Here is a 13,524-nt window from a genome sequence, read left to right as displayed (position 1 = left end):
TTCTCCTAAATTAAACTGGGGTTGCGCTAACAGTATCGCCCGTTTGTAATTGCAGGGCGTCGGCTACTTGTTGTGATAACACAATGGTTTTAGCGCGTTCGTCGAAACTCATTGATGCAACGGTCGCTCTGAAGTTTTCGAGCTTGTCGTTTGCTAATAACACCATGGTGTCGCCCGTTTGCTCACCAATTTCAACAATAAAGTCGTGTGAGTTACGTACTGTAGCTATATTATCTACTTTTGCTTCAACTGTTGGACCTGCGTCAAAAATATCAACGTAGCCGTTAAACGTGAAGCCTTCGCTTTTTAATAATTCAATCGCTGGGCGAGTATTGTTGTGAACTTGACCGATTACCGCTTGCGCATCTTTACTCAATAAATTGACGTAAATTGGGTATTTAGGCATCAGTTCAGCAATAAATACTTTTTGGCCAATACCCGTTAAGTAATCTGCTGTTGGGAAGTCCATTGAGAAAAAGTGTTCTTCTAACCACTTCCAAAACGGGCTATTGCCGTTTTCATCAGACACACCGCGCATTTCTGCAATAACGGTTTCTGCAAAGCGTGCTTGGTGTTGTTTAATAAACATAAAGCGTGCTTTAGACAGTAGTTTGCCGTTACAGTTTTTGCGATATCCGTCTTTCAAAAATAAGGTGCACAGCTCTGTTGCGCCAGTGTAGTCGTTACATAGCGTTAAAATATCAACCGCTTTGTACACGTCTAGTGTGCGCGAAGAGTGAATCACTTTACTTAAATGGTAATGATAAAACGCATCATCTAAGCCCACAGCAGCTTCTATTGCCGAGGTACCTACTACTTCACCTGTTTCGCTATCTTCAAGAACAAACAAGTAGCCTTCGTCACCGGGTTGTGACGTTTGTTTAGCAAATGAGCTTACTGAATGATCAATCTTCTTTTGTAATAGCTCTTCGTTTAAAGGCAAAGATGTAAAACCATGGCCCGATTCGTGGGCGATTGTCAGTAATGCTGAATAATCATTTTGCTGGATTGGGCGAAGGATCATCATGAGTCCGCTTGCTCCCTTATAAATAACGGTAAATAAAATTCGTAGGGCAAACAATGTTTGCCCTCGGTAAATTGGCTAAAACAGCTTATGCGTTTACTACGCTTGCAACTGCTTTTTCAAAACGTGCCATACCTTCGCGAATATCCGCTTCTGGGATAACAAGAGACGGTGTAAAACGAACAACGTCAGCACCTGCCACTAATGACATTAGACCTTGTTCAGTACCGGCTACTAAAAACTCTTTAGCGCGGCCTTTGTATTGCTCATTCACAACAGCACCAATTAACAAACCTTTACCGCGAATTTCGCTAAATACGTTGTATTTTTCGTTTACCGCTGCAAGAAGTTCGTTAAATAAAGCTGCTTTTTCTTTTACGCCGGCAAGTACGTCGGGTGTGTTAACAGTATCAAATGCGGCTTCGGCAACAGCACATGCAAGCGGGTTACCGCCGTAAGTAGAACCATGAGTACCTACTTTTAGATGCTGTGCAATATCTGTTGTAGTCAACATTGCGCCAATTGGGAAACCACCGCCTAATGCTTTTGCTGAAGTTAAAATATCAGGTACTACATTTAAACCTTGGTATGCGTACAAGTCACCTGTACGGCCAACACCTGTTTGTACTTCATCGAAAATAAGTAGCGCATTGTGTTTAGTACATAAATCGCGAACTTGCTGAGCAAACTCGTCAGTTGGTGAAACAATACCGCCCTCACCTTGCAGTGGTTCCATCATTACGGCACATGTTTGGTCGCTAATTAGCGCTTCAAATGCGGCTAGATCGTTGTAATCACAATGTACGATGTCACCCGGCTTAGGACCAAAACCATCTGAGTATGCCGCTTGGCCACCAACAGTTACAGTAAAGAATGTACGACCGTGGAAACCTTTATTAAATGCGATGATTTGTGATTTTTCTGGGCCAAACTTATCAAGTGCAAAACGACGCGCTAATTTAAGTGCGGCTTCGTTTGCTTCTGCGCCAGAGTTAGCAAAGTAAACTTTTTCACCAAAAGTGGCATCAACCATTTTTTTAGCTAGGCGAAGCGCCGGCTCATTAGTCATAACATTTGATAAATGCCAAATTTTTTCGCCCTGTTCTTTTAATGCACCTACTAAAGCAGGGTGACAGTGGCCAAGACAGTTAACAGCAATACCACCAGCAAAGTCGATAAACTCTTTGCCTTGTTGATCCCATACGCGAGAGCCTTCGCCTCGAACAGGAATTACGCTTGAAGGTGCGTAGTTAGGAACCATTACGTGATCAAATAATTCGCGATTGACTGTCATTTTATTTCCTCTTAATTGTGATCTACACAAAGCATAAATAAGTGTTTGATTAAAATATTAACCAAGCTTTTGAGTACGTTCAGGTGTCTGTTGGGTACAAAAAATTGCTTTGTGGTTCAATTTTCAGACGCCCATTATTTCAGAATTAGTGGTAGCTGTCTCGTTAAAAACTTTCATGTAACCCTTGAAAATAAAGGGCTTAAGATATTATTTCATAGATAGTGAATAACTATTTGCATACCTAAACACACTTATTTTTTATCAACTAACCGCATCAGTAGTGACCTGCATAGGCTTTTACCACTAAATAACTTTACGGATGAATCAGTGGGAATGAATGAATAGTCGTAAAAAAATTAACAAAAAATTTAATTTTTTAGTCAATTTGAATAGCAAGATTGGTAAAATTGCTTGTTTGAAGGGTTTTTAGTTCCGTTTTAGTGAACTGAAAATACGAAAACCACGCTGCCGTTTCGTCGGGCTCAATTAGTTGGTGTTCTTTTAAAATTAAGTACTGGGAGTAACACCGCGCTTTTAACATGACCTGCGTTAACGGTAAGGCACTATCGCCTTTATTTACGCCATTTTGTAGCTGTTCCATCACGCCTTTAAATGGCAAATATTTAAAGGCCATTTTGTCGATGACTCGCGCACTGACCTGAATTGACTTATTGCACAGCAGTGTAGTTAAAAATAAAGGGTCGGGCTTTAGCTCTAATAATGCTGTGTGGAGGTCTTTTTGGTTTTCTTGACGTGCTATTTGTACTTTTCGTTGCCAAACCTGCTCAAAGGTTTTTAAGTACAAACGTACTAACGTAATACGTCCTACATCTAATAACATACCCAAGGTAAATGCGTGTATCTCGTTTACGTCGTTTATTTCTGCAATTTTTTGCGCGGCAATGGCGTTGGCCATTGCGCTGTCTCTGAGCCTACGTTTTAGTAACGAAAAAGGCTCGGTACTATGGGGCATCCAATGGCGAACTGCAAATGTGGGGATCACTAACTGTAAGTTATCAAGCCCTATGTAACGCAGAGCAAGTGCAGGGCTGTCTACTTTTACCGCGGTATTTTTTTTACTACGCTGGTTTCGGTAATACGGGAGGTTAACCAACGTGACCAATTCGCGCCCTAGCCAACTTAAATCGTTTACTAACGGCTCTAAACGGCCAACTGAGGCCGACTTTACAGCTAATATATCTAAAATAGTGGCAACGCTGTCTTCAATCCCTATTGTTGTTTGAATCACTGCGTCCATATCTTCGAGCTGTTTAAATATAGCTGTTTCAATTACTTTATGAAGCTGTTCGCTGGCTTGTGCACGGTACTTATGATGAGCGGTACTTGTTTGCTTACGCTTTTGTTGCGCTGACACTTCAACCTGCAACAAGGTACGCTGCTTCATAGGCTCGCCGTAATCAATATCTAAGGTATGAATAAACCCAATTTGCTGATGCGCAAAACTATGACCCAACAGCAAATCGTGTGCCCGTTGATCAAGTATTTTTGCTGTACGCTGTTGTTGTGCAAGTTCAGTCATAGTGCTCGTTAAATAGTAAGTATTGAATACGTTCAGTGTTATTAGACTAGAAGCGAGTTAAAAAGTTATCAAGCAGCGTTAATCCCTGCTCAGTTAAAATAGCTTCCGGGTGAAACTGCACCCCTTCAATTGCTAACTCTTTGTGTTGCATGCCCATTATTTCGTCAAACTCACCTTGCGGTGTTTGTGTCCACGCTGTTATTTCAAGTTCGTTGGGCAACGACTGCGCTTTAACCACCAGCGAGTGGTAACGACAAACCGTTAACGGATTAGCTAATCCTTTAAAAACACCTTTATTGGTGTGTGTTATGGGAGATGTTTTACCATGCATTACTTTTTTAGCGCGCACCACATCCCCGCCTAACGCTTGGGCAATCGTTTGATGTCCCAAGCAAATCCCTAATATAGGAAATTGGCCTTTTAGGTGTTCAACTACACTTAACGATATACCAGCTTCATTCGGTGAGCAAGGACCCGGAGAGATAACTATATGCTCCGGATTAAGTTGTTTAATTTGCGCAATGCTCAACTCGTCATTACGTTTTACTAATACGTCTTGATCCAATCGCTGAAAGTACTGCACTAAGTTATAGGTAAACGAATCGTAGTTATCGATCATTAATAGCATGTAATTAAGTACTCAATAAAGATAGTTATCGGGAGTATTTAGGCGTGTTGCATTCTAACCCAAGCCGTTATGAGTGTCAGTGATTTGCAGCTAGATAAATAGTAATTCCCTCTTTAGCATGACGTAACACTTACTTACCCTATTAAATTTTTCATGCGAGTGGTTGAATTCCCCTTATTTAAACCCAAGCTCATTAAGTGACAGCTTATTTTGTATAAGCTTATTTTTTACTAAGGAGCGACTATGTTAGGCGAAGACCATTCATTAACAAACGACTTTCCTGAGCACATAAACACGATAAATACGTTGAACAAAAGTGATGCTGACTTTGCAGAAAAAGCCGAGCAGTACAATAAACTAGATAAAGAAATAAGAATATTAGAATTGGACGGTGCGCCTATTAGCGATGAGCAAATGCACCAGCTAAAACACGACCGTTCTGAATTAAAAGATTGGTTGTATCAGCGTTTAATAAACGCACAATAAATATAAAATTCCAAAAACAAAAAAGAGTTCGCCATTTTAAAGTGGTGAACTCTTTGTTTGTCTTCAATGAAACTTTATACGGTGTATAACTAGGTAATACACTCTATAACCAGCGCTCAAATTGCGTTAGCTATATTGCTAGCTGTAATAACTTTAAATCGAGTGCATCTATTAGCTGTTGATTTTTAGCGTCATTCAATGCATCGGCGTGAGGGGCTGAAAAGCACTCAGCGTCATTATCAAAGTAAAGCCCTGTTGAATTACTAAACTCATCGCTTAGTGCAGCGCGGCAAAATATATCGGCACCTAACTTTAAATCGCCGCCATTAAGGCCATATGCGTCTTTAACCATTTTGCTGCCTAGTAGTGACTTAGGGTTAACCGATACCACCAATGGACCATTACCTTTAAGTTTTAAACCCATATGACGCGACCACATTGTAATTGCCAATTTGCTTTGTGCGTATGCTGCGTTATCTGACAAAAAGCTTTGCCCAATCAGTGCATCTAGGTTGACTGTTGCTTGCGCCGCTGACGACACATTAACAATTCGCCCTTGGGTATCAAAAAGCGGTAATAGTAAAGTTGCTAATAAATAAGGCGCTAATGTGTTTACTGCAAATCGTGCATCAAGACCATCTGCAGTTTCAGGGTTGTCGAGCTTAAACACACCTGCATTATTAATAAGTACATCTAGGTGTTTATGCTCGGCTGTAATTTGTTTAGCCAGATTACGCACCTGCGCCATTTCACTCAAATCGGCCACGTAAGTTTGTGTGCTTGCTTGCGGATAATCGTTATTGAGTAAAGTGTGTACTTTATTGAGCTTTTGCGCATTACGCCCGTGAAGAAGAACGGTATGACCTTGCGCTAGCAGCATTTTAGCTGTTTCAAACCCAATGCCATCTGTTGCACCTGTGATTAAAATTTTTTTGTTCATACCTAGCTCCATGTTATGTAATACAGCGCTTACACATTTAACGAATTACGATTGTGAAATAATAGCATTGCCATCTTTGAATGATAATTAGACCGTTGTTGAATCAGTTTATAGAAAATATTAATAAAGTGACGGCGATAGCAGTGAATGTTTTTTAATCATTTATTTGAATTTTGAACAATTCATAACTATTGTTTTTAAACTTCCTTAATAGTAGTATTTATCATATAAATATATTTTCGAGAAAACACATGAAAGTTTTAGTGACTGGCGGCATGGGTTACATAGGTAGCCACACATGTATTGCATTACATGAAGCAGGCATTACACCTGTAATTTACGATAACTTATCTAATGCGAGCCCTCGTGTACTTGATCAACTCGAAAAAATTACAGGTACACGTTTTGAATTTATTTTAGGTGATATTCAAGACGAGCAGCAGTTTAAGCTTGCGCTTAAGCATACTCAGGCTGAGGCTGTATTTCATTTTGCAGCATTAAAAGCAGTAGGTGAATCGACCGAGCAACCACTACGTTACTACCAAAACAATGTATCGGGCACATTAAGCATGCTACAAAACATGCAAGATGAAGGTGTTAATCATATAATTTTCAGCTCATCGGCCACTGTTTATGGCGAGCCAGACTACCTGCCTATTGATGAAAAGCACCCAATACGCGCTACCAATCCTTATGGTTGGACTAAAGTCATGGTAGAACAAGCCATGCAAGATGTATGTAATGCCAACAGCAACTTTATGGGCATAGCACTGCGTTACTTTAACCCAGTAGGCGCACACCCAAGTGGTTTATTGGGCGAAAGCCCAAATGGTATTCCAAATAATTTAATGCCATTTATAGCTCAAACTGCGGTAGGTAAACGTGAGGTCGTTAATATTTTTGGTGACGACTACGATACCGAAGATGGTACTGGCGTGCGCGATTACATTCACGTTTTAGATTTAGCTAAAGGCCATGTAGCGGCATTTATGCAACATAAATCAGATACCGCCTTTCATGCATACAACTTAGGCACAGGCCAAGGTTATTCAGTGCTTGATATGATCAACGCATTTAGCGCATCAGCAGGTAAAGCTATTCCTTATAAAAGCGCACCGCGCCGAGCAGGTGATATTGCCTGCAATTACGCTGATGCCACAAAAGCGCAAACTACCCTTAACTGGCACGCAGAACTAACATTGAGCGACATGACCACCGATACATGGCGCTGGCAAACTAATTACCCAAGTGGGTTGGAGAGTTAATATGGCTTTATTAGAAAGTACTCACAGACGTAAAAACCCGCTAACGGGGCGCTGGGTATTAGTTTCACCGCATCGTAATAACCGCCCATGGTTAGGCGCAACCGAAGCCGTTAACGAAACAGTATTGCCAAAGCATGACGAAAGCTGCCCGCTTTGCCCAAGCAATACACGAGCAAATGGCGACAGCAACCCAGATTACAAATACACCCATGTTTTTAAAAATGACTTTGGCGCACTAACGCCCAATGCCAGCGAACAATCACAAATCGTAGAGTCAGATAGCGATTTATTTATTGCTGATGAAGCAAGCGGCGAATGCCGCGTGATTTGCTTTTCGCCAGAACATAACAAAACATTACCAGAGCTTGAGCACGATGCCCTGCATGCCGTGGTAAAAACGTGGAAAGACAACTATACCGAGCTTGCACAGCAATACGAGTGTGTTCAGGTATTTGAAAACAAAGGCGAGATCATGGGGTGCTCGCAGCCCCACCCGCATGGCCAAGTATGGGCGCATTCGCACCTATCTACCGAAATAGAAGCCGAAGATACTCAGCAGCGTGCTTATTTTGATAAACACGGCACTGCTATGCTTGCCGACTATGTAAAAAAAGAACAAGTCGATAAAACCCGTGTCGTATTTGAGAATGAACACTGGCTTGTTGTGGTGCCTTTTTGGGCAGCATGGCCATTTGAAACCTTACTAGTAACTAAAGATAACATTCAAAACTTTAGCCAGCTTAGTGATGTACAAACCGATTCACTCGCTCAGGCATTAAAAGTATTAACCACTAAATACGACAACGTATTTAACTGCAGCTTCCCGTATTCTATGGGGTGGCATAATGCACCAGCAAATCGTGGCTCTGATGAGCAACACTGGCGCTTACATGCCCATTTTTATCCGCCACTACTTCGCTCTGCCACCGTTAAAAAACATATGGTTGGCTACGAAATGTTAGGCGAAAGTCAGCGCGATTTAAGCGCAGAAACAGCCGCATCTATTTTAAAAGCAGCAAGCACCACACACTATAAAAATACAGCAGGACACACAGATGAAGCTTAATGAATTTCAACACCACTTTTTATCACTGTACGGTGCCCCTGCTCAGGGTATTGCAGCTGCACCAGGACGTGTAAACCTAATCGGTGAGTTTACTGACTACAACGACGGCTTTGTATTTCCGTGCTCATTAGAGTTTCGTACCCAAGTGATGTTTAAAGAGCGCGACGATAATACGATTACCGTGCAGTCACTCAATTACCCAGGCGAGCAAGACAGCTTTAACGTTGACGAACCGATTAGCGAAGGTCAGTCGCAATGGGGAAATTATATTCGCGCCGTTGCATTCGTATTAAAACGCGCAGGCCACACCTTACGCGGTGCTGATTTACTTATTGATAGTAACTTACCGCAAGGTAGTGGTTTATCATCATCGGCAGCATTAGAAGTGGCTGTGGGTGGTATGTTTAACCATATTGCACAGCTTGGTTTAAGCGAAGAAAAAATTGCACTACTAGGCCAAGAAGCTGAAAACGACTTTATGCATTGCCAGTGTGGCATTATGGATCAGCTCATTTCGGCAAAAGGCGAAAACGGCCACGCATTACTAATAGATTGCGAAAATTTGGCAACTAAGTCTGTGAAAGTGCCTGATGACTTAAACATTGTTATTGTAAACTCTAACTACCCACGTAAATTAGTAGACAGCGAATACAATCAACGCCGTATTGATTGCGAACAAGCTGCTGAAAAAATGGGAGTTAAAACACTTCGCCAAGCAACGATGGCTAAACTAGATGCTGTTAAAGCACAACTTAGCAATAACGAATACAAACGTGCGCACCATGTAATTAGCGAAAACGACCGTGTTATCGCCGCAACTACAGCATTGCAAGCCAATGATATGGAGCAACTTCGTGAATTGATGGCTGCATCGCACCAATCACTTAAACACGACTTTGAAGTAACGGTACCCGCAACGGATGGCTTAGTAGAAATATGTAAAGAAGCCATGGGTGAGCGCGGCGCAGTGCGCATGACCGGCGGTGGTTTTGGGGGAGCAATAGTGTGTTTATGCCGCGATGCAGAAGTACCGCTAATTAAAGCCGCCGTTGAAAAACATTACTTTGAACGCTTTAACTTATACGCAGATATTTATGTGTGCTCAGCAGGTTCAGGGTTACAAATAACGTCTTTTTAAAAGTAGGTATCAATATGGCAAAGGTTAACTGGGGTATTATTGGGTGTGGCAATATTGCTCACACCTTTGCTAAAAGCATTGCGCATTGCGCTGATGCTCAGCTTATTGGCGCAGCCTCAACTAGTGAGCAGCGCACAAACGAGTTTGCCGCACATTATTCAATTAAAGGCTATGAGAGCTACCAAGCCCTTATGCAATGCCCAAACATTGATGCTATTTACATTGCAAACACTCACGACCAACACTTTCAAAGCATCGCCCAATGCTTGATGCATAATAAGCACGTACTAAGTGAAAAACCTATTACCGTTAATGCACAGCAGTTAAAAAACTTAACCGCACTGGCCAAGCAAAAAAATTGTTTTTTAATGGAAGGAGTGTGGATGCGCTTTTTACCCGCCATTATAAAATTAGAGCAGCTACTAAGCGAAGCAGCTATTGGTAAAGTACATACCGTGCAGGCCAACTTTAGTTTACCCGGCACCTTTGCCAACACCCACCGCTTAATGAACCCAAATACAGCCGGTGGCGCTTTGCTTGATTTAGGGATTTACCCGCTATCGATTGCTGATGTGGTTTTTAATAAAGCACCTGAAAAAATCAGCTCATTTGTGCATAAGGCAGATACAGGTGTAGATGCGCGAAATATTACCATGCTCGATTATGGTAATGGTCAGTTCGCACAACTTAGCAGCGCACTTGAGCAAAACGGTCCAACCGAAGCATGTATTACCGGTGAACATGGCTTTATACGCATACCTTGGTTTGTAGGTGCAAAAGGTCTTGAGCTTCATATTAATGGGCAAGCTATTCAACATTTTGACTACCCATTTAGTGATGATGAAAACTTTAAATTTGAAATTGATCACGTTACTGAGTGCATACTAAATAAACAAATACAAAGCTCTATATTACCACTGAGCACAAGCTTACGCGTTATGACGATGATGGATAACCTGAGAGCCCAATGGCAGCTTGAATATAGCGCGACAGTCGAATCTCATAACATAAATTTATAAAAATACACGCAACAAGGATACAAAATGACAACAACACACCGTATAAAAACGCTTTCAAAAGCAATGTTATTAGCCACGGCCAGTTTAACTACCGGTGCGGTAATTGCCGAATCAAATAAGCCTGAGCAACTTTATCCGCCAATAACCAGCGAAGTGCTCCCTGAATTAGCAGCTAAAGGCACCTATAAAGTAGGTGTAAAAACCCTAGACTTAGTTAATCCAGCGCAGTTTGATCCCACAACGCAAAGCCAAAAAGATCGCCCTTTAAAAGTTGAAGTGTGGTATCCAGCAGATAGTAAAGCAAACAAACCACTAACCAGCTACACAGATATAACACGCTCAGGCAAACAATTTACCTTACAGGCTGATGCACAGCGTGATGTTGATATAAGTAACGCCGATAACTACCCAGTTGTAGTACTTTCGCACGGTTATACCGGCTACCGCACAATTATGTACTACCTTGGCGAGCACTTAGCCTCGCATGGCTACATAGTTGTTGCGCTTGATCATACAGACTCCACAAACGCCCATGTAGATTTTAAAAACGCGCCCTATGCGGGCTTTTTTAGCACCTTGATTAATCGCTCACGCGATCAGCAATTTGTGATTAATTATTTTAACGAGCAAAGCAACTTTGCAAGCGAGCAAGTGGATCAAACTAGCGCAGGTGTTATTGGCTACTCTATGGGTGGGTTTGGTGCAGTTAATACAATTGGTGGTTGTTATGCCTTTAACGAGCAAACTACAGCCATGTTTACGGGAATGACTGACCCTGCTCAAATTAAACAAGTACAGCAACTACTCAATAGCTGTGCAGGCGGGCAATATCAAAACCCGCAAGTAGACCCTCGTATAAAAACAATGGTGGCTATCGCACCTTGGGGTGGACAACATAACTTATTTAACGCTAAAGCAATGAAAAACATTAAAGTACCTTCACTTTATATTGCAGGCGACTTAGATGATATTTCTGGTTTTGAAGGTATTAAAAACCTTTACAACCAAACTGGCAGCGCCGACAAGTACATGCTTACTTATAAAAATGCCCGCCACAATATTGCACCACACCCAGCCCCTGCTATTGCCCAAAGCAGCAGTGAATTAGACTTAGGTCATTACTACGAGCCATCGTGGTCGTTGCGCACCATTAACGAAATAAATAAGCACTTTGTACTTGCGATGATGGATTGCCACGTAAAAGGCGTAAGCAGCCAGTGTAAATACCTAGACTTACCTCAAAATGGCGATCAAGCCATTGTTGATGGTAAACCGTTACCGCAGTGGTACGGCTTTGATAACCGCTTCTCTTCAGGTATGGATTGGCAACAAAGTAAGCCTCACAGTAAGTAATACCTGATTTAAGCGGCTATAAAACTTGATAGCCGCCTTCGCCTTAAAATATTGCCAAATAAAATAGCTTTTATATTAAAGGGTTAACTACAAAACGAGAATGTTTGTTTTTTAACCGGCTATTTTAAGAAAAAACCATTGCCATTAACCTTCGTTAAAGGCAATCTAGTCATATATAAGATAAGATAAATAACATAAATATCATGTCAAAATACATACTCTCAATTGATCAAGGAACCACAAGTTCTCGGGCCATCTTGTTTACAAAAGATGCAGACGTTTTTGGGTCAGCACAACAAGAATTTTCACAGCATTTTCCAAAAAACGGTTGGGTTGAACATGACCCAAACGATATTTGGCAAACCGTGCTTAGCACAAGCCGTGAAGTGTTATCTAAAAACGACGTGAAGCCTGATGAAATTATTGCTATTGGTATCACCAACCAACGCGAAACAACCTTGGTATGGAACAAAAAAACCGGTAAGCCAGTGTATAACGCCATTGTTTGGCAAGACCGCCGTACCAGTGATTATTGCGAAAGCCTAAGCACTGACGAACTTTGCCAAACGATTAGCGACAAAACAGGCTTATTGCTCGACCCTTATTTTTCTGCAACTAAAGTACGCTGGATTTTAGACAACGTAGAGGGCGCACGTGAACAAGCCGATGCTGGCGAACTGGCCTTTGGTACCGTTGATACTTATTTATTATGGCACCTAACAGGTGGACAAGAGCATCGCACCGATGCCACTAATGCCTCGCGCACCATGTTATTTAATATTCATACACAGCAATGGGATCAAGAGTTACTCGACTTATTTGGTATTCCTGAATCTATGCTTCCACAAGTAATGGATTCAGCAGACGAGTTTGGCTCAACCAGCGAAGATATTTTTGGCGCGCCAATACGCGTATGTGGTATTGCAGGCGATCAGCAAGCTGCGCTTGTTGGTCATGCTTGCTTTGAACAAGGTATGGCTAAAAGCACCTATGGTACGGGCTGTTTTTTAATGTTGAATACGGGCGAAAAAGCCCTTACATCTGAGAACCGCTTACTGACTACGGTTGCTTATAGATTAAATGGCAAACCCACTTACGCCATTGAGGGCAGCATTTTTATGGCGGGTGCCACTATGCAGTGGATTGTTGAAGGCTTAAAACTGTTGAGTCATGCAGGCGAAAGTGAATCACTAGTGAAAGATGTACCACTTGATCATGGGGTATTTTTAGTGCCTTCGTTTACAGGTTTAGGCGCACCCTATTGGGACCCTAACGCACGTGGTGCAATTTTAGGCTTAACCCGCGACTCTGGTATTAGCACTATTGTTGCCGCAGCTTTGCAATCGGTGGGTTATCAAACCAAAGACTTACAAAAAGCAATGGAACGTGATGGACTTCGCCCAAGTGTACTACGCGTAGATGGCGGTATGGTTAAAAATAACTGGGTACTCACCTTTTTATCTAACATTTTAGGTGCAACCGTAGAGCGCCCAACGGTCACCGAAACCACCTCGTTAGGCGTTGCTTATTTAGCCGGCTTACAAGCAGGTATTTACGAGTCAACTGAGCAACTCGCTAAAATGTGGACCTGTGACCGTCGTTTTGAGCCAACAATGAGTGCTGATGAACGTAATGATTTATACGCAAAATGGCAGCACTGTGTAGCGCAAGTTCGGCTATCTAGCGACGATTGCCAACAACAGTAATGTATGCAGCCGCTAATGAAATTTAGCGGCTTTTAAAGCAGGCCTAACGCTATTTAAAGGCGCGT

12 protein-coding genes are annotated in these 13,524 nt (G+C 41.9%); 7 read left to right on the top strand and 5 right to left on the bottom strand.

The window, feature by feature from the left end; genetic code table 11:
* Positions 1-10 precede the first annotated feature (10 nt).
* The 4 genes from astA to R0J88_RS11255 all read right to left on the bottom strand — a co-directional run bounded on the left by astA (position 11) and on the right by R0J88_RS11255 (position 4,486).
* A complete protein-coding gene (gene astA / locus R0J88_RS11270) occupies positions 11-1,027 on the bottom strand; it encodes an arginine N-succinyltransferase (RefSeq protein WP_410899932.1) in 1,017 nt (338 codons plus the stop codon).
* 85 nt (positions 1,028-1,112) lie between these two features.
* A complete protein-coding gene (locus tag R0J88_RS11265) occupies positions 1,113-2,318 on the bottom strand; it encodes an aspartate aminotransferase family protein (protein WP_006791288.1) in 1,206 nt (401 codons plus the stop codon).
* A 376-nt stretch (positions 2,319-2,694) separates the two neighbouring features.
* Positions 2,695-3,858, bottom strand: a complete 1,164-nt coding sequence (locus R0J88_RS11260; protein WP_006791289.1) for an HDOD domain-containing protein — start codon at positions 3,856-3,858, stop codon at positions 2,695-2,697.
* A gap of 46 nt (positions 3,859-3,904) precedes the next feature.
* Positions 3,905-4,486 (bottom strand): anthranilate synthase component II, encoded by a 582-nt coding sequence (locus R0J88_RS11255; protein WP_010557686.1) that lies wholly within the window; start codon positions 4,484-4,486, stop codon positions 3,905-3,907.
* A gap of 243 nt (positions 4,487-4,729) precedes the next feature.
* On the opposite strand from R0J88_RS11255, the gene R0J88_RS11250 reads away from it, so the two are divergent.
* Entirely contained in the window at positions 4,730-4,972 is a 243-nt protein-coding gene (locus tag R0J88_RS11250) for a YdcH family protein (RefSeq protein WP_058430008.1), read from the top strand.
* 130 nt (positions 4,973-5,102) lie between these two features.
* On the opposite strand, the gene R0J88_RS11245 is transcribed toward R0J88_RS11250, so the two are convergent.
* Positions 5,103-5,912, bottom strand: coding sequence for an SDR family NAD(P)-dependent oxidoreductase (locus tag R0J88_RS11245; protein ID WP_410899931.1), 810 nt, complete (start codon positions 5,910-5,912; stop codon positions 5,103-5,105).
* A 251-nt stretch (positions 5,913-6,163) separates the two neighbouring features.
* On the opposite strand from R0J88_RS11245, the gene galE reads away from it, so the two are divergent.
* The 6 genes from galE to glpK all read left to right on the top strand — a co-directional run bounded on the left by galE (position 6,164) and on the right by glpK (position 13,459).
* Positions 6,164-7,177 (top strand): UDP-glucose 4-epimerase GalE, encoded by a 1,014-nt coding sequence (gene galE / locus R0J88_RS11240; RefSeq protein ID WP_039038327.1) that lies wholly within the window; start codon positions 6,164-6,166, stop codon positions 7,175-7,177.
* Between the two features lies 1 nt (position 7,178).
* Positions 7,179-8,243: a UDP-glucose--hexose-1-phosphate uridylyltransferase gene (locus tag R0J88_RS11235; protein ID WP_410899930.1), complete on the top strand. Its 1,065-nt coding sequence runs from the start codon at positions 7,179-7,181 to the stop codon at positions 8,241-8,243.
* On the top strand, positions 8,233-9,381 hold the full coding sequence (gene galK / locus R0J88_RS11230) for a galactokinase (protein ID WP_006791295.1): 1,149 nt from the start codon (positions 8,233-8,235) through the stop codon (positions 9,379-9,381). Before R0J88_RS11235 ends, galK begins: the two co-directional genes overlap by 11 nt.
* 14 nt (positions 9,382-9,395) lie before the next feature.
* On the top strand, positions 9,396-10,400 hold the full coding sequence (locus R0J88_RS11225) for a Gfo/Idh/MocA family protein (RefSeq protein ID WP_410899929.1): 1,005 nt from the start codon (positions 9,396-9,398) through the stop codon (positions 10,398-10,400).
* A 24-nt stretch (positions 10,401-10,424) separates the two neighbouring features.
* The gene (locus R0J88_RS11220) at positions 10,425-11,753 is read left to right on the top strand and encodes an alpha/beta hydrolase family protein (protein WP_410899928.1); all 1,329 of its coding nucleotides are present in this window, start codon (positions 10,425-10,427) and stop codon (positions 11,751-11,753) included.
* 203 nt (positions 11,754-11,956) lie between these two features.
* Positions 11,957-13,459: a glycerol kinase GlpK gene (glpK, locus tag R0J88_RS11215; protein WP_033035268.1), complete on the top strand. Its 1,503-nt coding sequence runs from the start codon at positions 11,957-11,959 to the stop codon at positions 13,457-13,459.
* Positions 13,460-13,524: the final 65 nt, after the last annotated feature.

The sequence above is a fragment of the Pseudoalteromonas sp. SIMBA_162 genome, assembly GCF_046535955.1.
Lineage (GTDB): Bacteria > Pseudomonadota > Gammaproteobacteria > Enterobacterales > Alteromonadaceae > Pseudoalteromonas > Pseudoalteromonas marina.
The sequence above is the reverse complement of the archived record's forward strand: the minus strand, read 5'-3'. Positions and strand labels throughout refer to the sequence as shown.

Bases quoted from the DNA above. Each gene is read 5' to 3' on its own strand.
- astA (WP_410899932.1), bottom strand. From the start codon at position 1,027: ATGATGATCCTTCGCCCAATCCAGCAAAATGATTATTCAGCATTACTG.
- R0J88_RS11265 (WP_006791288.1), bottom strand. From the start codon at position 2,318: ATGACAGTCAATCGCGAATTATTTGATCACGTAATGGTTCCTAACTAC.
- R0J88_RS11260 (WP_006791289.1), bottom strand. From the start codon at position 3,858: ATGACTGAACTTGCACAACAACAGCGTACAGCAAAAATACTTGATCAA.
- R0J88_RS11255 (WP_010557686.1), bottom strand. From the start codon at position 4,486: ATGCTATTAATGATCGATAACTACGATTCGTTTACCTATAACTTAGTG.
- R0J88_RS11250 (WP_058430008.1), top strand. From the start codon at position 4,730: ATGTTAGGCGAAGACCATTCATTAACAAACGACTTTCCTGAGCACATA.
- R0J88_RS11245 (WP_410899931.1), bottom strand. From the start codon at position 5,912: ATGAACAAAAAAATTTTAATCACAGGTGCAACAGATGGCATTGGGTTT.
- galE (WP_039038327.1), top strand. From the start codon at position 6,164: ATGAAAGTTTTAGTGACTGGCGGCATGGGTTACATAGGTAGCCACACA.
- R0J88_RS11235 (WP_410899930.1), top strand. From the start codon at position 7,179: ATGGCTTTATTAGAAAGTACTCACAGACGTAAAAACCCGCTAACGGGG.
- galK (WP_006791295.1), top strand. From the start codon at position 8,233: ATGAAGCTTAATGAATTTCAACACCACTTTTTATCACTGTACGGTGCC.
- R0J88_RS11225 (WP_410899929.1), top strand. From the start codon at position 9,396: ATGGCAAAGGTTAACTGGGGTATTATTGGGTGTGGCAATATTGCTCAC.
- R0J88_RS11220 (WP_410899928.1), top strand. From the start codon at position 10,425: ATGACAACAACACACCGTATAAAAACGCTTTCAAAAGCAATGTTATTA.
- glpK (WP_033035268.1), top strand. From the start codon at position 11,957: ATGTCAAAATACATACTCTCAATTGATCAAGGAACCACAAGTTCTCGG.